The sequence below is a fragment of the Vibrio variabilis genome, from assembly GCF_003263785.1.
In the GTDB taxonomy this organism is placed as follows: domain Bacteria; phylum Pseudomonadota; class Gammaproteobacteria; order Enterobacterales; family Vibrionaceae; genus Vibrio; species Vibrio variabilis.
Window position 1 is genome coordinate 88,456 of the sequence record NZ_JYJK01000087.1, and the last position, 17,294, is coordinate 105,749.

The window sequence follows — 17,294 nt, forward strand, 5'->3', positions numbered from 1 at the left end:
AAACCTCAAAAATTGACAATGTCATACATATTTCAACCAATAATGGGTCTTTCTGTAAGGAAATGGTAATAAAAAAGGGAGTTATCCAGTGTATAACTCCCTAAGTAGTGGAGACTTATTTGAATAATTTAACAATAACAACCTTTACTCGCCGAAGTGGATGCGATTGTCCGAGATAGCATTGAATATTCGTTCTGTATCTAGCACTCGCGCCCACGGCATTAAGTCTTGCGTGTTAGCTATCATATAATCAGTGAGCTGCTGCTTGACTACTGCTCGTAGTTCATCGCCTTTCCAGGGTTTACTGATATAAAAGTCCAGACAGGCATGATTGACCGCTTCAATCGTATCTTCATGTCCCGCTTGTCCGGTAAGTAGCACTTTTTTGCATGACTTGGCGTGCTCATCTTCGCTCAGTTCGATAAGGAAACTGACGCCAGTTTGCTCTGGCATAATGTGGTCACAGAGAATTAACGCTAATCTAGCCCCATCACGCGTATGCTCGGCGATCACCTCTCTTGCTTCGTCGACCGATTCTGCGCCTTCAACGATAAAGTGTTCTTCAAAATCATCCAAATCCTGCAACACACTATCGAGTACTTCGCGCTCATCGTCGACACATAAAATTAGATATTCAGTCATAGTGGTGCTCCTTGGTGAGTTTCTGTTGCGTGACCGGTAGGTACACGGCCATATTGGTGTATTTGCCAACTTCTGATGTTGCTTCAATCCATCCTTGATGTTGAGCCAATATTTGCTGACAGATAGATAGCCCGATCCCTAAACCGAAGTTACCTTCGCGCTTAGTGGTGTAGTTAAGTTCAAAAATACGTTCGAGTTGTGCCTGAGGGATGCCGCATCCGTTGTCAATAAACTCAAAGCAGTTGTAAATAACATCATCTCGAGACACTTGACTGCTGCGTATTGTGAGCTCACCTTTTTCGGGCAGCGCATCGAGCGCATTGGAGATGAGGTTGGTCCATACTTGTTGCAAAGTGATGGGTTTACAAAATATCTCTGGTAGCGAACCATACTCTTTAATCAGGCTGTGGCGTTTGAGGCGGTTTTCAAAGATAACTAACGTGTCTTCAATGCCTTCATGCAAATCGACTCGCTCGTAAGATTCATTGTCTTGTCTCGAATACCCTTTGAGGCTTTTGACCATATCAGCGATGCGCTGAGCACATACTTGAATCGATCGCAGCGTAGTGCCAGTAGCTTGAAAACGTTCTAGCTTTTCTAGAGTCTCAGCAAGTTTATCGGGATCCGTCGTGGCTTGTTTTAGCAGTTCAGTGTTGTCGTGAAGGTCGAGGTTTACTAGACGCTTCGCTATGCGTCTATCGCCAATTCGCTCGTTTAACACTTTTGAGCGCTGTCTGAGCTCTGAGGTCGAAAGCGGTGAGGAGTGTCTGGACTGCTTGAGTACATCGAGGCCAATAGCAAATGTGTTGTCTTCATGTTTGGTGTTGAGTATTTCATCGACTTTTATCGATAAGGTTTCCGCGCCACGCAAAATCGCAGACACCGGATTGTTAAGCTCGTGCGCAACGCCCGCCACGAGTTGACCTAACATCGCCATTTTCTCTTGCTCGATGAGTTGCTGGTGTGCTGACTCTAGTGACTCCAACGTCTTTTGCAGCTCAAGTTTGGTATTGATACTTCTTTGCAAACGGCGGTTGAAGTGTCGCAGCAACAAGTTGGTGAAAAGAGGTAGCAGGTCGGTGTTAGAGTGCATGACCTGAGTGAATACGGTGCGGTCGAGCTTCACTACTTTAGTTGGGGTTAACGTCATTGCAGTGGAGAAAGAGTGCTCGCCAGTAACAAAGGACATACCGCCAACGATACCACCTCTGCTGTGTCTCACCACCTCTCGTTGTTGGCCAATATCGTCTTTCTTATAAAGTGCAACGTGTCCTTCAACAATGAACCACAAGAACTGGTTTGATTGTCCCTCTGCGGTAAGAAGGTGCTCTGCAGAGTATTCTCTAACCGCACGCGTTTCGTCCTTTTCGGCAAAAAACGACAGTAGCGCTTCGATGACTTGTACCGCGAGCTCATTGTCAGAAAGCTCATGGAAGTCATGAATAAAGCTAGCTCGGTAGGAATGCATCTTGTTTTCGATATGTGCGCGCAAGACTTTCTGCTGATCCAGGACTTTGCCAAAATCAAGAAGATGGTCTTTCTCATGATGCACCACATATTGCGTGAGCTCTTTAACCACCGTCTTGTGCAAACTCGTTTGCTCAATGGGGTAGGTTAGACAGTGATCTAGCCGGCCTTCGTTCACTGCGTTTAAGATAGCCTGGATATCGATAGAGTCGGTTTTGCTGATGAGTACTTTTCGTGCTGACTGAGCGTGAGCGGATTGTTCAAGTTGAACCAAGAATTCCCCACCATCAAAAAGTCGACTGTGACGGGCGATAACCATAGCAAGGTGTTGTCCTTGACGGCCGATTTGTTGAACGAGCTCGTGCCCCTCTGAAATAGAGGTCGCCAAGTGGATGTCGAAATGCGATTGGTACAAAGAGAGCTCGGTATCGAGCTTGTCGAGATTGGCGAAATCGCTATCTAAACACAGTACCGCGTATCGATTGTTGTTCGTCATTGCTCAGTTCATCTCATTAGTCATGATTGATTTTAATATATCAATAAAAAGCAGAGGGTTATGAGAAGTAGGTATGAGATTGGAGATCCAAGCAAGTTGAGTTAGACTGAATGAAATACACTTCACAAACTGTTTAAGTTATCTCTATGAATCAACTAAAGAAGTATGGCGCTATTGGTGGTGCAGTGGCGTTGGTCTTGTGCTGGCCTCTAGCCGTCGGTCATATAGGGCAAAAAGTTGTCGAAGACAGCATCGCTCAACTTAACAACGAAGGCGTGAGCGCAGAGATTGTCTCATACGATCGCAGCTATTTGTCATCAATAGTAGAAACGCGCTATCAGGTACAAGATCCTGTGTTAAAAGAGCAACTAGAAGTGGATGGGCTGCCAACAGAAGTTGTTGTAAAAAGCGACATTAGCCATGGTTTGTTTAGCCTTTCTGCAAACTCAGTATTGGCAAATTTCCCTGATTTTCCGCTACAAATGAAGACAGTGACTCAGCTCAATGGCAATACTGAATTTGAGATGACATTGGACAGCTGGAGTTATCAAGGTAACGATCAGCAAACGGTAAGCATGTCGATTTCTCCGTCTGTGATTACGGGCACCGCTACCGTCCTTGGCAAAATGACCTTCCAAGCGAATATCCCTTCGATTCAACTTGATTTTGAGAATGGCGAACAACTGCGTATTACTGACGTTGTCGGTAATGGCGTGGGTATTAAAGAGAATGGTTTTTGGCTTGGTGAGCAAAGTGCATCGATGAAGCACTTTACTATTTTGGATCAGAATCACCAGAGTTTATTCGACATTGACTCTATGGGCTACACCTTCAAATCGTCTCTAAACACAGAAACCGATCGTATCGATACGCAGCATATTTTTGATATGACTCAGCTAACGTACCCTGAAGGTGGTGAGCTAAGTGATCTGAACGTCGACTTTTCGCTAAATTCATTAGATAGAGCGTCGTTTGAAGGCTTGGTGGATGTGTATCAATCTAACCCGTCAATGGCACAAGCTGATATCAATGTTTTAGCGCCCTTGATCGAGACACTGTTTGCTCGCGGCTTTCAAGTGTCGATGAACGACATGCACTTTAAAATTGCACAAGAAGAGTTCAAATCCAAATGCTGCTCGAGGTGCCAGAAGGAACAAACAACGTTTCGCGTGACCCAAGTGTGGTTCTGCCCGCTATCCAAGGCAATATGAATGCCTACATGTCACAAGGTATGATCAATGCGCACCCGATGTTGGCGCAAGGCATTGATGAGTTGATCGTTATGGACATGGTTCAGGACAAAGACGAGGGCTACGAGCTGACGGCCGATATAGAAGCCGGACAGCTGGTGTTCGCTAATGGTCAGCGCATTCCGTTGATTGCCATGTTCCTCCCGTTGCTCATGGGGCAGCCGATGGCTCAATAAGCACGACTTGAGTGATTTTTCACCCGTCAATGTAAAAGAGGCCTTGTGCCTCTTTTCTTGCTTTTTATCTCTCTGAAAACGTGATATTACTTGTGGCTCGATTAAGTATTTTGTTAGGAGTAATGGGGTCATGGAGCCGATGTCAGAGAACGTATTCAACTTCAGTGCAGGACCAGCTGGGTTGCCGCGAGATGTATTAAAAAAAGCGCAATCTGAGCTGCTTGATTGGAACGATTTGGGTACGTCGGTTATGGAGATCAGTCACCGAAGCAAGCCGTTTATTCAGGTTGCAGAAGAGGCGGAACAAGATTTAAGAGATCTACTCAATATTCCTTCAAATTACAAAGTGCTGTTCTGTCAGGGTGGCGCTCGAGCTCAATTTTCGGCGGTACCACTTAATCTGCTCGGCAGTAAGCAAAAGGCGACCTACATCGACGCAGGTTACTGGGCACAAAGTGCGGTAGAAGAAGCGCAAAAATACTGCACACCTATCGTTCATCAGGCGAAAACTGAGATTGACGGTAAAATCGCAGTGCAGCCAGTGAGTGAATGGGTGATTGACCCAGATTCCGCTTACGTTCATTTTTGTCCAAATGAGACCATCGACGGCATCGAAATTAATGAATTGCCGCAAACCGATTTACCTATCGTTGCGGATATGTCGTCGACCATTCTGTCGCGCGAAATCGATGTTAGTCAGTATGGTGTCATTTATGCGGGTGCTCAAAAGAACATTGGTCCTGCGGGTATTTGTATTGCCATTGTGCGCGATGATTTGCTTGAGCTGGCAAGCGACGTACTACCGACGTTCCTAAACTACAAAGTGCTCGCTGAAAAAGAGTCGATGTACAACACGCCTCCAACGTTTGCATGGTACTTATCTGGCTTGGTCTTTAAGTGGTTGAAAGAGCTGGGTGGTGTTCAAGCTATCGAGCGCATCAACCGTGAGAAAGCGGCCATTCTTTACGATTACATCGATGCGTCGCCGTTTTACAAGAACCAAGTACACAGCGACAACCGTTCACTAATGAACGTACCATTCCAATTGGCGAAACCCGAGTTAGACGAAAAGTTCCTAGAGTTGGCGGATGAACGTGGTCTGCGTGCCTTAAAAGGGCACCGTGCAGTCGGTGGTATGCGCGCATCTATTTACAACGCGATGCCGTTAGAGGGTGTGCAAGCACTCGTCGACTTTATGAAAGAGTTCGAACAGCAATACGCATAATTGCTCGACATTACCTCACTTGTGAATCAAAAGCCGCGTTCCTTGCGCGGCTTTTTCGATCTCTTTCAACAATCTTCTTCTATCTTTACCATAAAATATCCGATAACCCCTTGGTCATAGAACATGCGACTATTCATACTCTTAGTACACATTCACAGTGATAACACATTATGGATATATTGATTCTTTTCGGCTTAATAGCACTCAACGGTTTGTTTGCGATGTCGGAAATCGCACTGGTGGCGGCAAAAGGCAGTCGACTGCGAATGCTAGCTGATCATCATGGTGCGGCGCAGGTAGCGCTCAAGCTAAAAGATGATCCGACCATTTTTCTCTCTACGATACAAATTGGTATTACTGCTATTGGCATTCTCAGCGGTATTTGGGGTGAAGCGGTGCTCTCTGCTCCTATCATGCATTGGCTGGTCAGTATCGGAATGGAGCAGGAGCTTGCGAGTTTGTTGGCGACCACGGGCGTCGTATTGGTCATCACCTATTTTGCGATTGTCGTTGGTGAGCTGGTGCCAAAACGAATAGCGCAAAATAACGCAGAGCGTATTGCGCTGGTTGTTGCGTACCCAATCCATTGGCTGTCCATCGCGACCAAACCATTTGTGTTGCTGTTAACGCTGTCGACTAATTTGATGTTGAAGCTGTTGGGTCAGAAGGATAATAATAGTGACAATGTCACAGAAGAGGACATTGTGGCCTTGGTCAAAGAAGGTTCAGAGAGCGGAGTGATTGAACATCAAGAACAGGAGATGATCGCTAACTTGCTACAATTGAATGACCGCTTTGTAACCTCATTGATGACGCCGCGATGCGACATTCATTATCTAGACATCGACCAACCACTCGCTGAAATTCTCAAAGACTTGCGCCAAACGAAACATTCTGTTTGGCCAGTGTGTCGGGGTGGTTTAGACAACCTGATCGGTACCATCTCTTCCAAAGTACTACTCGATGAGTACAGTGATCTGTCGATTGGGCGTTTGGTCAAATTGCTGCGTAAGCCAAGGTTTGTGCCTGAATCGATGAAAGGACTGTCGCTGCTCAGTTATATGCAGCAGACGAGCAGTGAGATGACCTTCCTAGTGGACGAATATGGAGACATTCAGGGGCTTGTCACGCACCACGATTTGCTCACTTCGATTGCTGGTGAATTGGCGATGACGACTCAGCATATTTGGGCGCGAAAATGCAAAGATGGCAGTTGGCAACTCGACGGCCTCATCCCAATTGCTGTGTTCAAAAGTAAGCTGAACATTAGTGAGCTCGAAGGTGAGGGCAGCGAAGGTTTCCAGACGCTCAATGGTTTTCTCACTTGGCTTTCAGGTCGTCTTCCAGAGGAAGGTGAAGCAATTTATTATCAACGATTCGTGTTTGAAGTGATGTCGGTTAAAAACAACCGAATCACTCAAGTTAAGGTGCATGAAGTCGTGCTTGAACAAGAAGAGGAGCATTAGGCTCTGACGGATAGATAAAATAAAGCCCTGGACAGTGAGTTGTGCAGGGCTTTTTTAATCATTTAGTGAGCGGACTTAAAGCTCTATAACGTCTGATGCAGCTCGAAATATCGACCTTTACGACTGAGCAGCTCATCATGATGACCAAGCTCAAGGACTTCACCATCTTCAAGTAAACAAACTTGGTCGAATGACTCTAGGCTCACTAATCGGTGAGTGATAAATACCACGGTTTTGCCGATAAACTGAGTCTCAAACAGTGCCATGATCTGTTGCTCGGTCTTTTTATCAAGACCTTCCGTGGGCTCATCCAGCAATAGGATAGGGGCATCATGCAGTAGGGCTCGTGCAATACCAATGCGTCGCTTTTCACCACCCGATAGCTGACGACCACCTTCACCCAGCCAAGCGTCTAAGCCTGTTTCTTCGGTTAGGTGTCCGAGATCGACATTGACGAGCGCCGCTGTTAACTCTTCGTCAGTGGCATTTGGTTTTGCCATTGATAGATTGTCACGTAGCGTGCCATTAAGGATGTCTACTTTTTGACTGACAACGCTGGTGGATTGACGAAGCTGTGCTTCACTCCAAGATTGAATATTCTCACCCGCGAGTTCAATCGACCCTTTTTGTACATCCCAGTATCGCGTGATGAGCTGAAGTAGGGTTGATTTACCTGATCCTGTTTGTCCAACCACAGCGAGTCTATGACCCGCAGGAACGTTCAGGTCAATATCGCGCAGTGCCATCTGGCTTGCGTCAGGATAGCTAAAGCTTGCTTGGTTCAGTTTAATTGAGTAGGCATCGCTGTGTGTGGTGTCTTCCTGTGGGAAGCTCACATCCGGCTTAGCTAGGATGACTTCGTTCAAACGCTTCGCCGAGGTTAAGGTTTGACCTAGGTATTGGAATGCACCCGCAATTGGCATCAGCAGTTCAAAACTTGCCATAGTTGCGAACGCCATCAAAGCAATCAGAGGATCCGGTTGATTACCACCGACACCGTCCGCCGCAAGCCACAACATGAGAATGAGCAGCCAGCCGTTCGCTAAGATGAGTAGACCTTGTGCAAGTCCAGAGATTTTAGCGTGAACAAACTGGTTCTTAATAAGCTCATCTTGCGCGCTAAGGATAGCGTTGCGGTAACGGGATTCAGCGCCAAATAGGGTGAGTTCACTGTATCCTTGCAGCCAATCAAGCGTTTTAATACGCAGTTCGGCTTTGTTGAGTGTTAGGGCTTCACCGTTTTTCTTACCGAGTCGGTAGAATACCGTTGGCCAGATAAGCAGCAGTAGCATCAAAACAGCGCCCAGCGTCAAGCCAAGAGCAGCGTCAAACCAGCAAAGGACTGCGGTTAAACACAAGATGCCAAATGCGCCAACCACCATTGGGCTAACCAGTCGTAAATAAACATGATCCATGGCATCCACGTCGGCAACCAAACGGTTGAGCATGTCCGCATCGCGAATATTGACCGCTTTGCCAGGGATCAGCGGTGCCAGTTTCTTAAAGAAAAAGATGCGTAGATCGGTAAGCAGCTTAAAGGTGGCGTTGTGACTCACCACTCGCTCGCCCCAGCGACCAGCCGTTCTTGCCATTGCTGCGCCACGAACGCCTGCACCAGGCAACATATAGTTGAAGGTTTCTCTTGCTATGGTTAGGCCAGCAACGGCAGATGCTGAAATAAACCAACCGGAGAGTGTTAACAAACCAATGGAGGCAAACAAGGTACAAAACGCCAACACCATGCCAAGCGATAGGCCAAACCAGTGCTTTTTATATAACTTCAAATAAGGGAGTAGGTCACGCATCTAAATTCCCCTTGTTTTGGGCATTGGCGGAGTGGTGTGCAGACAACATGGTTTGGAACAGCCGGGCTGTTTGGCTAGCGCATCATAGTTGCCTTGCTGCTCAATGTGTCCTTGATTCATCACTAAAATGGTATCGACATCTTTAAGTTGAGAAAGCTGATGGGTGACCATTAGCGTTGTTTTACCGGCCGTGGAAGCATGAAGCCCCTGAGTGACTAAACGTTCACTTTTTGCATCCAGGCTAGCGGTGGGTTCATCAAGCAACCAGAATCGGCCATTTTGAACCATAGCGCGTGCCAGCGCGAGTCGCTGCGCCTGACCTACTGATAAGCCACCTGAGCGATCTGTGACCTGATAGTTCAGACCATGCTTTTCGACAAATTCTGCAGAGAACGAGGCCAGAAGCGCATCATTCACTTGAGTATCGCTAACGTTTGGATTGCCCAAAGTCACGTTATCAAGGATAGAGCCATGCACAAGCATAGGGTTTTGACCGACCCAGCTTACGGCATCGCGCCATGTTGATTGGTCTACCTCTTTAAGCTCCTTATCATTAACCTTTAGCGACCCTTGGTAAGGCAAAAAGCCTAGGATCGCATTGATAAGGCTCGTTTTACCTGCGCCGCTTGGGCCAACCAATGCGGTAGCCTGATTCGCATCGAGGGTAAATGAAATAGGTCCCACCAATTTAGTGCCATCTGGACTAAAGACTTCTAGGTTTTCAGCTTGAATGGTCACCGCTTGATTCGCATCGAGCTTAGAGTTGCCATTTGGCAGTGCAGGAACGTCAAGCTCTAGAAACTCGACGATGCTCTCTGCCGCACCCACTGCTTGCGCTTTAGCGTGGTAGAAAGTACCTAGATCGCGCAGCGGTTGATAAAACTCAGGCGCGAGGATCAAGATAAAGAGACCCGCGAACAGTGTTACGCCTAAACCATAATGGCCAAAGTTCAGTTCACCAATATAGCTAAAGCCAAAATACACGGCGGTAATAGCGATAGAGATTGAGGTGAAAAACTCAAGAACAGCGGAAGAGAGGAAGGCGAGGCGTAGCACATCCATGGTGCGTTTACGGAAAACTTCTGACGCGCCATGCAGTACTTCGGTTTCAGCGCTAGTGCGGTTGAATAGACGGATTGTCGTCATCGACTGCAAGCGGTCATAAAAGTGACCTGATAAGCGTTGCAGGGCTTTGAAGTTCTTGCGGTTGGCATCCGCCGCTTTCATTCCCACTAGCGCCATAAACATCGGGACTAAAGGCGCTGTTACCAAGAAAATAAGTCCCGCTGCCCAGTTGATTGGGAAGACAACGATCAAGATGATGAAGGGTACAGCCACCGCGAGAGACATCTGTGGAAGGTACTTAGAGAAGAAATCTTGCATCTCTTCTACTTGCTCAAGAACCAGTGTTGCCCAGGTTCCTGCGGGTTTACCTTTAATGTAGCTAGGGCCAAGCTGTCTTAGTTTGTCGAGTATGAGTTGACGAATATAAATCCGGACTTGTTCACCACATTTGAATCCAGCAATTTCTCTACCCCAAGCACAAGCGGCGCGGCCAGCAACGGCGACCATTAGGCCGGCAAAATGTGGGATCAGTTCGTGCTTGTCGACGTGATCGATAATAAGTTGATGAAGAATAGTGGCGATGAGCGCAGCTTGCGCCAGAAGGAACAGACTTGAAAGAACGCCGAGCCCTATTGCAATCATAAGCCAGCGCTTGGCAAGCTTGCTTTGCTGTTTGAGCCACTTATTCAAGCTCCGTTGTTTTTTCTTATCCATGTGGAAGGCTTAATGAGTATTATTATTAGTAGAACCAGCGATTATACAAAAAGAAACCCAGAGGGAGTACCTTTGGGTTTTCAATTTTCAATATTGTGCTGCTGATATATGTATTAAGTTGTTTACGACTCTTCCGCGTCCAGGAATCGCTCTGCATCAAGTGCAGCCATACATCCAGTGCCTGCGGAAGTAATAGCTTGGCGGTAGTTATGATCCATCACATCACCCGCTGCATAAATGCCAGGAATGCTGGTTTGTGTCGCGTTACCATTGAGGCCTGATTGCACCACGATGTAACCGTTGTTCATTTCAAGTTGGCCTTCAAAGAGTGCTGTGTTTGGTTGGTGACCAATCGCAATAAATGCGCCCATGACATCGACCGTTTCAACAAGATCGGATTGGGTATCTTTAATACGAACGCCTGTCACACCCATATCATCACCGACTACTTCTTCAAGAGTACGGTCTGTGTGAAGGATGATGTTGCCATTTTCGACTTTGTCCATTAAGCGCTTCACTAGGATCTTTTCTGCGCGGAAGCTATCACGGCGATGCACCAAGTGCACTTCTGATGCAATATTGGAAAGATACAAAGCTTCTTCAACAGCGGTGTTGCCACCACCAACCACTGCCACTTTTTGGTTGCGGTAAAAGAAACCATCGCAAGTGGCACAAGCCGATACGCCGCGGCCTTTAAATGCCTCTTCAGAGTCCAAGCCTAAGTATTTGGCTGATGCACCCGTTGAGATAATAACCGCATCTGCCGTGTAGCTTTGGCTGTCACCAAATAACTTGAAAGGACGCTTGCTAAAATCCACTTTATTGATGTGATCGAAGATAATTTCAGTGTCGAATTTTTCGGCGTGGGCTTGCATGCGCTCCATGAGTAGAGGGCCGGTCAGACCTTCCGCATCACCAGGCCAGTTTTCGACTTCTGTCGTTGTTGTGAGCTGTCCACCTTGCTGCATACCAGTAACTAATACAGGTTCAAGGTTAGCGCGAGCCGCATAAACTGCAGCGGTATAACCAGCAGGGCCTGAACCTAGGATCAGCAATTTACAGTGTTTTGTGTCAGCCATAGTTTTATCTCACTTTCTCAATTCTTATCAACATCAGTAATGGATGTCGCTTTGTTACCTAATATATTGGGGTTAGGGGGCAGGAATCAACACTAGATTTGTGCTGTCTGTTGTTATTTTGTTCACTCAGTTCGATATACGTGATTAAGAGGCACGAATAGTCGCGCGTTTTAGAAGCAGCCCTAACTTCGCTGTGGTTTAACTTCCTGTCACACTAAGATTTGATAGTGCTTTGTACTGAAAGTTGGTGCAAAAGATCATCGAAAGATACATAACTCTTGAGTTCTGTTTTACATCGAAATTTTGACCTAGTGAAGTGTTCTGTATTTTGGAGTGTCCAATATCGGCAGTTGGTGACATAAACTGTATTGTTCAGCTATTTAAGATAATTACTTTGTATTTCAATCTGAGTTGGATTTAAGTGCTGTGAAAAGTTGATCTGGCAGAATGATTGGTATTTAATGATTTGTAAATAAATTGTAAATACAAGATGTCGCAGCATAACAAGGAAAGGAGTTAATGATGCTACACACCAGTGAAAGTACCTTACATCTTACTAGCCTCAGTGGCAGTGCTATTGAGCAGCTTGCGCCAACATTTTCAACTCTACCTAATACTCAGCATGCGGACGGTCAATACCGTTTGCGCCGCTATTCCGTTATTCAATACCTTGATGGCAAGATTGTCGATACGGGATCGAGTAGCTTTGTACAGTCAGAGCACTACAATCACTTTCAAGGCGATGTAGTGAGGCAGTTTGAACCTGTGCTTGAATCGACGCTACAAAGTGATGCGATGGGCGAACTGGTGTCTCTGTTTGTGGCGACGAATGGCTTGCCTAATGGACAAGAGATTGAGATTCACCAGATCCGTATTGCGGCGGTCTATGATGAAACCGAAGTCGCACCCGAAGGTGTGCACCAAGACGGGTTTGATCATATTGCTCTTGTCGGGGTAGGTCGTCAGAACATCAGTGGTGGTGAAATCATGCTTTATAACAACCATGATGAAGCGCCGTTTTTCAAGAAAGTACTCGTTGATGGTGAAGTGGCTATTCTAGACGATGCTCGTTTGTGGCATAACGCCAAACCTATTCGCTGTGTCGATGAGCAGAGCGAAGGTTACATGGATGTATTTGTATTGACTGCAAAGGGAGCAAATCATGCACTTCACTCCTGATGAAGCGCGCCGTCAATTCACGGCTCTAAGTCAAACACACAATGATAAGCCAGTGGTCTTTTTGGATGGCCCAGGCGGCTCGCAAGTCCCTCAAAGTGTGTTGAGTGCGATGAATGAGTATCTTGGTGCTTACAACTCTAATCTTGGTGGACACTATTTTTCTAGCCGTCGCACAGTGGAGTTAGTGGGGCTCGCTAGAGCTTTCGGTCGTGATCTTTTAAATGCGCCAAGCGCTGACAACATAGTGTTTGGTGCCAATATGACATCGCTGACCTTTCAGCTGAGCCGTGCAATTTCCAGAGATTGGCAGCAGGGTGATGAAGTGATTGTAACGGCGCTGGATCATTATTCTAATGTGTCTAGCTGGGAACAAGCGGCTGAAGATCGAGGTGCCGTTGTTAAGCAAGTAAAGGTAAATACTCAGGACTGCTCGGTCGATTTGGAGCACTTTGAATCTTTGTTATCAAATAAAACCAAACTGGTAGCCGTAACGTACGCCTCAAACACCACAGGTACAATTACTGATATCAAACGCATTGTTGAATTGGCGAAGCAATACGATGCGGCGGTTTATGTTGATGCCGTGCATTACGCGCCTCACAGCCTTATTGATGTACAAGCGTTAGGGTGTGACTTTTTGGTCTGCTCAACTTACAAGTTCTTTGGCCCCCATTTGGGCGTGGCATACATCAGCTCTGATTGGCTGCAGACCCTAAGACCTTACAAAGTTGAACCGGCAACAGATATCGGCCCGGGGCGGTTTGAAACAGGTACGCAGAGTTTTGAGGCGTTAGCAGGTTTTATCGCTGCGGTAGAGTACTTGGCATCTTGGGGTGAGGGCACATCACTTCGAGCGCAGCTAACGAGTGCGTTTGAAGCGATGGGCAAACATGAAGAGCTATTGAGTCGCTACTTTTTGCAACGTCTGTCTCAAGCCGAGGGCTTTACACTCTACGGTAGTCAAGATAGCAGCCATGCAGTGAGAACCCCAACGTTTGCACTACGTTCAGATAAACACACGCCAGAGCAGCTCGCGAGGGCACTCGGTGAGCAGAACATCTGTGTCTGGAATGGTCACTTTTATGCCCTAGGTCTTGTTAGACAACTCGATCTAGAGGAGAAAGGGGGCGTGTTGAGAGTTGGCTTTATGCACTACAACACCTTAGAAGAAGTCGACCACTTCTTTGATGCACTCGAATCTCTTTAAATGCTCTTAGAAGAACAGCCCGTAATATGCGGGCTGTTTGATTTGAGGGTGACTTTTAGGCGTCGGTGCTCATTTCTACTTCATAAGAAGTGAATTTACGAATGTTAATCACTCCAGTATCTAGAATGAGATACTGGCCTTTAATGCCCTGAAGAACGCCGCTGACAACCGGCTCTTTATCAAAGTTATGTGACGTGATTTTCGTTGGATGTTGCTCAACTGGGTAGCTCAATGGCGTGATAGCTTCGTTAAGCACTTCAATAGCGTCATCACCATATTGAGCGCGAATTTCGTCAATCTTATCTGCGACCAAGGGCAGTAGTTGCTGAGCACGTTCAACCAACTCAATAGGTTCATCATCTTGTTTTAGTAGCGTACGCCAGTTGGTCTTGTCTGCGATGTGCTTGGCCAGTTCCACTTCAATCAACCCTGAGATGTGGCGCGTTTTCACTTTTAGAATAGGTAAACCTTGCGTAGCACCTTGGTCAATCCAGCGCGTTGGAATTTGAGTATGACGCGTGATACCCACTTTTAGGCTAGACGTGTTAGACAAGTAAACAAAGTGGTCGACCATGCAGTTTGCTTCACCCCACTCAGGCTCGCGACACGTACCTGCATCGTAGTGGCAGGTTTCTGGTTTCATGATACACATGTCGCAGCTGGCAAGCTTTTTCATACATACAAAACAGTGTCCCTGAGAATAACTCTTTTTGGTCTTTTTGCCGCAAGATGAACAAAAGATGTTGCCCGTATGGGTTAGGGTGATGGATTTTCCCATCAATGGAATCAGTGCGATTTCTTCATCGCCAACCGGAAGGCGGTACTGAACGGTTGAGTCGAGGGAGGCGCGCATTTTAGATAGCGTTCCCGAGGCTAATAGTGACATGACATTACTCATTATTGTGATTGTAGGACTTATGCTATCAAATCCGTCGATAAATATCCTACGGCATTTATAGAACGGTAACAAAAGTCAACGCTCTCACACCTACCGGGCGAGGGACGTCATACAATCCAAATTTACCTATTGCTAATGTTCAAGCGCCAAGCTAGTTTTGTTGATGGTATTGTCAAAGACTTGTGGTGTTGTTGAGTCGTTTTTATGAAGTTTTCGGTAAAGTTATTGTTGTCACTTATCGTTGTGACCCTTGTAGTGATCAGTAGCTATCGACTTTGGGGTGATCAAAAACGACTGGTCATTACCACAGATCGTTTTGGTTTTTTCGCGACTAATGACCAAGTCTTAAATGGCAAAAGCCAATCGTCATTGACGCAAACGAAGCAGGGCGTTCAACTGGACTGCACGCTTAAAGAGAGTGAATATCCTTGGCCTTACTGCGGCATCTCGGTACACTTTTATTCCGACCCGGAATTAGGGTTAGACCTCTCGACTTTCCATACGCTTGAGCTAGATATCGACTACGACATCCCTCCTGACGATGATCGTTCACTTCGAGTCTATTTTCGCAATTACAACCCGATTTACTCCAACTCAGAGAATGAATACACCCACAAATACAATGGCGTAACTCTGCAAGCCGATACTGGAAAAATGGTTATCCCGATGCGCAATTTCCAAGTGATGACTTGGTGGGTGGTGGACAACAAAATCCCTATTGAGCATGCTGCCCCGGAGTTTACTAATATCAACAAGTTTGAGCTCGCTACAGGCTCAAACTCTGCTTTGGGCGAACACTCGATTAAAATCCACAGTATTACTCTGGTGGGTCGCTATATTGCCGGCGAGACGCTGTTTCTATTTATGCTGGTTGTGTGGATAGTGGTCGCGACAATTGCCCTCTTGTGGGAGCTACGTAATTATCAGTTGGGTATGGAACGTGAGAAACGCAGAGCCAGTTATTTGTCCCAAGTTAATCAGCGACTTGAGAGTGAGAACATCAAATTCTCTGAGTTAGCGCACCGTGATGAGCTAACGGGCATTCGTAATCGTCATGCGGTACGTGCATGGTTGGAAAGACAGCAGCTACAAACTCAAACTTCGTCAATTGGTGTGCTGTTTATCGATATTGATCACTTTAAACGAATCAATGACACATACGGTCATGGCGTGGGCGATGATGTGCTGCGCGAGTTTGCGATGGTGCTTTCTGAACTCGTGAGCAGCACAGATAAGGTTGTGCGTTGGGGCGGCGAAGAGTTTGTCGTGTTTTGCCAGCAAAAATCACAAAGCGAACTGATGAAGATGGCTGAGCAGATACGTCACTATGTCCACGCACATTTATGGGTGCATGGTGATGAGATGAGTTGCAGTATCGGAGTGGCGCTAGGACAAAATCAGCAGGTCTATGAGACCATCAATTTTGCCGACGATATGCTTTATGAGGCGAAACAGCAGGGGCGAAATTGCGTTAGAACGGTTGAAATCAGCAGTTGATTAGCGTGATCTATATAGGTGAAGCGTTATGGCTCTATATCTTGTTCGAGCGGTTCATCAGAGTCTTGGTTTGGAGCGTTTTCGGCTTCTGCTATTTCTGAACCTATCTTCGAGTCTGTAACTATCGGCTCTTTAGGGCCAAGAAACCGCGGCTGAGTATGCATAACATACAAGTCGAGCAGCGCTTTGGTTCTTGCAAACACTTCTCGTAATCTTACCGAATACCCTGACTTAGAAACGGGGCCTGCGACCGCGAGGCATTGCGCGTTGATGTCATAGTACTGAGCAATAAACAAAGCGCGTTCACAGTGGAACTTTTGTGTGATGATCAAAAAGTTATCAGTATCGAAGATCTCTTTGGCGCGAACGATAGAATCTAGAGTGCGAAATCCGGCGTAATCGAGGTGAATCGCAGGCTCTGGTACACTCGCTCTAAGTAGATCTCGCTTCATCGTCCATGGTTCGTTGTAGGAGCGGTGGGCGTTGTCACCACTAAGAAGAAAGTGCGACACCTTGCCTTCGTCATAGAGTTCGATGGCTGCATTAATGCGATGAGTGTAGTACTCATTAAGTGTACGGCCTAGATATTTGCTGGTTCCGAGCACAACAGCCACTTGAACGTTGTCTATCTCAGAAATATCGGTAAACAGTTGGTCTTTGGCACGCCAACTGATCCAGCGGTCAATAGCGATTACAGCGACAACGACAGCAAGCAAAGCGACAACGAGTAGGCGTGCACCACGTTTCAACAATGAAACTAGCGCACCACGTTGCCACATTTCCTTATCAAATTTCAAGGTCACTAAATCTGTCGATTCCTTTGAGCCCAAATGCCGATACCTATAAAGCTTAAAACCACAATGGAGAACATCAAACCGGGTTCGATGTTACTGAGTGCATTCTTTAACACTGGTGTGGCTTTAATGATGATCAATCCATAACCAAATGCGTTAAGAAGTATAAAACAGCCTGTTCGAATTACGAAATTAGTATCACGTAATGCGTTACGCATCAAACGATTAATGTCGGCGCCGAGCACGACGAGCGTGCAAGCGACTAAAGCGGTAGCGATTTCTAGAAGATAAGGTGAAATAAACTGTCCGCCGGGCGCAAAGACATCAAACATAA

At 46.4% G+C, this 17,294-nt stretch carries 14 protein-coding genes and 1 pseudogene; 7 read left to right on the top strand and 8 right to left on the bottom strand.

Annotation, left to right across the window (positions count from 1 at the left end):
- Positions 1-144: 144 nt before the first annotated feature.
- On the bottom strand, positions 145-642 hold the full coding sequence (locus TZ48_RS15510; protein WP_112479819.1) for a response regulator: 498 nt from the start codon (positions 640-642) through the stop codon (positions 145-147).
- Positions 635-2,605, bottom strand: a complete 1,971-nt coding sequence (locus tag TZ48_RS15515) for an ATP-binding protein (RefSeq protein WP_112479820.1) — start codon at positions 2,603-2,605, stop codon at positions 635-637. Before TZ48_RS15515 ends, TZ48_RS15510 begins: the two co-directional genes overlap by 8 nt.
- Before the next feature lie 146 nt (positions 2,606-2,751).
- Between TZ48_RS15515 and TZ48_RS15520 the strand changes: the two genes are divergently transcribed.
- The 4 genes from TZ48_RS15520 (at position 2,752) to TZ48_RS15535 (ending at position 6,722) form a co-directional block, all read left to right on the top strand.
- Positions 2,752-3,816, top strand: coding sequence for a DUF945 family protein (locus TZ48_RS15520; protein WP_112479821.1), 1,065 nt, complete (start codon positions 2,752-2,754; stop codon positions 3,814-3,816).
- Positions 3,817-3,824: 8 nt separating this feature from the next.
- A complete protein-coding gene (locus TZ48_RS15525) occupies positions 3,825-4,031 on the top strand; it encodes a hypothetical protein (protein ID WP_162674615.1) in 207 nt (68 codons plus the stop codon).
- A gap of 130 nt (positions 4,032-4,161) precedes the next feature.
- Entirely contained in the window at positions 4,162-5,256 is a 1,095-nt protein-coding gene (gene serC / locus TZ48_RS15530; RefSeq protein WP_112479823.1) for a 3-phosphoserine/phosphohydroxythreonine transaminase, read from the top strand.
- Positions 5,257-5,426: 170 nt separating this feature from the next.
- Entirely contained in the window at positions 5,427-6,722 is a 1,296-nt protein-coding gene (locus TZ48_RS15535) for a hemolysin family protein (RefSeq protein ID WP_112479824.1), read from the top strand.
- Positions 6,723-6,805: 83 nt separating this feature from the next.
- On the opposite strand, the gene cydC is transcribed toward TZ48_RS15535, so the two are convergent.
- The 3 genes and pseudogenes from cydC to trxB form a co-directional block, all read right to left on the bottom strand.
- Positions 6,806-8,527 carry a heme ABC transporter ATP-binding protein/permease CydC gene (gene cydC, locus TZ48_RS15540; RefSeq protein ID WP_112479825.1) on the bottom strand — a complete coding sequence of 574 codons (1,722 nt, stop codon included), beginning with the start codon at positions 8,525-8,527 and terminating at the stop codon, positions 6,806-6,808.
- Positions 8,520-10,306, bottom strand: a pseudogene (gene cydD / locus TZ48_RS15545) (heme ABC transporter permease/ATP-binding protein CydD). The gene cydC and the pseudogene cydD overlap by 8 nt, the downstream one beginning before the upstream one ends.
- Positions 10,307-10,428: 122 nt before the next feature.
- Positions 10,429-11,385 carry a thioredoxin-disulfide reductase gene (trxB, locus tag TZ48_RS15550; protein WP_112479826.1) on the bottom strand — a complete coding sequence of 319 codons (957 nt, stop codon included), beginning with the start codon at positions 11,383-11,385 and terminating at the stop codon, positions 10,429-10,431.
- Positions 11,386-11,907: 522 nt separating this feature from the next.
- On the opposite strand from trxB, the gene TZ48_RS15555 reads away from it, so the two are divergent.
- Together TZ48_RS15555 and TZ48_RS15560 are read left to right on the top strand one after the other, a co-directional pair.
- Positions 11,908-12,564: a 2OG-Fe dioxygenase family protein gene (locus TZ48_RS15555; protein WP_112479827.1), complete on the top strand. Its 657-nt coding sequence runs from the start codon at positions 11,908-11,910 to the stop codon at positions 12,562-12,564.
- Entirely contained in the window at positions 12,548-13,771 is a 1,224-nt protein-coding gene (locus TZ48_RS15560; protein WP_112479828.1) for a cysteine desulfurase-like protein, read from the top strand. The genes TZ48_RS15555 and TZ48_RS15560 overlap by 17 nt, the downstream gene beginning before the upstream one ends.
- 55 nt (positions 13,772-13,826) lie before the next feature.
- Here the strand turns inward: TZ48_RS15560 and TZ48_RS15565 are convergent, their stop codons facing one another.
- Positions 13,827-14,657 (bottom strand): DUF2797 domain-containing protein, encoded by an 831-nt coding sequence (locus tag TZ48_RS15565; RefSeq protein WP_112479829.1) that lies wholly within the window; start codon positions 14,655-14,657, stop codon positions 13,827-13,829.
- 216 nt (positions 14,658-14,873) lie between these two features.
- Here TZ48_RS15565 and TZ48_RS15570 point away from each other — a divergent pair, with 216 nt between their 5' ends.
- A complete protein-coding gene (locus TZ48_RS15570) occupies positions 14,874-16,166 on the top strand; it encodes a GGDEF domain-containing protein (protein ID WP_112479830.1) in 1,293 nt (430 codons plus the stop codon).
- 26 nt (positions 16,167-16,192) lie between these two features.
- On the opposite strand, the gene TZ48_RS15575 is transcribed toward TZ48_RS15570, so the two are convergent.
- Together TZ48_RS15575 and TZ48_RS15580 are read right to left on the bottom strand one after the other, a co-directional pair.
- The gene (locus TZ48_RS15575) at positions 16,193-16,963 is read right to left on the bottom strand and encodes a SanA/YdcF family protein (protein WP_420822946.1); all 771 of its coding nucleotides are present in this window, start codon (positions 16,961-16,963) and stop codon (positions 16,193-16,195) included.
- 5 nt (positions 16,964-16,968) lie between these two features.
- The gene (locus tag TZ48_RS15580) at positions 16,969-17,292 is read right to left on the bottom strand and encodes a DUF3392 domain-containing protein (protein WP_112461664.1); all 324 of its coding nucleotides are present in this window, start codon (positions 17,290-17,292) and stop codon (positions 16,969-16,971) included.
- Positions 17,293-17,294: the final 2 nt, after the last annotated feature.

What these genes read in the sequence shown, in the direction of transcription:
- TZ48_RS15510 (WP_112479819.1), bottom strand. Translation starts at nt 642, where the DNA reads ATGACTGAATATCTAATTTTATGTGTCGACGATGAGCGCGAAGTACTC.
- TZ48_RS15515 (WP_112479820.1), bottom strand. Translation starts at nt 2,605, where the DNA reads ATGACGAACAACAATCGATACGCGGTACTGTGTTTAGATAGCGATTTC.
- TZ48_RS15520 (WP_112479821.1), top strand. Translation starts at nt 2,752, where the DNA reads ATGAATCAACTAAAGAAGTATGGCGCTATTGGTGGTGCAGTGGCGTTG.
- TZ48_RS15525 (WP_162674615.1), top strand. Translation starts at nt 3,825, where the DNA reads ATGTCACAAGGTATGATCAATGCGCACCCGATGTTGGCGCAAGGCATT.
- serC (WP_112479823.1), top strand. Translation starts at nt 4,162, where the DNA reads ATGGAGCCGATGTCAGAGAACGTATTCAACTTCAGTGCAGGACCAGCT.
- TZ48_RS15535 (WP_112479824.1), top strand. Translation starts at nt 5,427, where the DNA reads ATGGATATATTGATTCTTTTCGGCTTAATAGCACTCAACGGTTTGTTT.
- cydC (WP_112479825.1), bottom strand. Translation starts at nt 8,527, where the DNA reads ATGCGTGACCTACTCCCTTATTTGAAGTTATATAAAAAGCACTGGTTT.
- trxB (WP_112479826.1), bottom strand. Translation starts at nt 11,385, where the DNA reads ATGGCTGACACAAAACACTGTAAATTGCTGATCCTAGGTTCAGGCCCT.
- TZ48_RS15555 (WP_112479827.1), top strand. Translation starts at nt 11,908, where the DNA reads ATGCTACACACCAGTGAAAGTACCTTACATCTTACTAGCCTCAGTGGC.
- TZ48_RS15560 (WP_112479828.1), top strand. Translation starts at nt 12,548, where the DNA reads ATGCACTTCACTCCTGATGAAGCGCGCCGTCAATTCACGGCTCTAAGT.
- TZ48_RS15565 (WP_112479829.1), bottom strand. Translation starts at nt 14,657, where the DNA reads ATGTCACTATTAGCCTCGGGAACGCTATCTAAAATGCGCGCCTCCCTC.
- TZ48_RS15570 (WP_112479830.1), top strand. Translation starts at nt 14,874, where the DNA reads ATGAAGTTTTCGGTAAAGTTATTGTTGTCACTTATCGTTGTGACCCTT.
- TZ48_RS15580 (WP_112461664.1), bottom strand. Translation starts at nt 17,292, where the DNA reads ATGTTTGATGTCTTTGCGCCCGGCGGACAGTTTATTTCACCTTATCTT.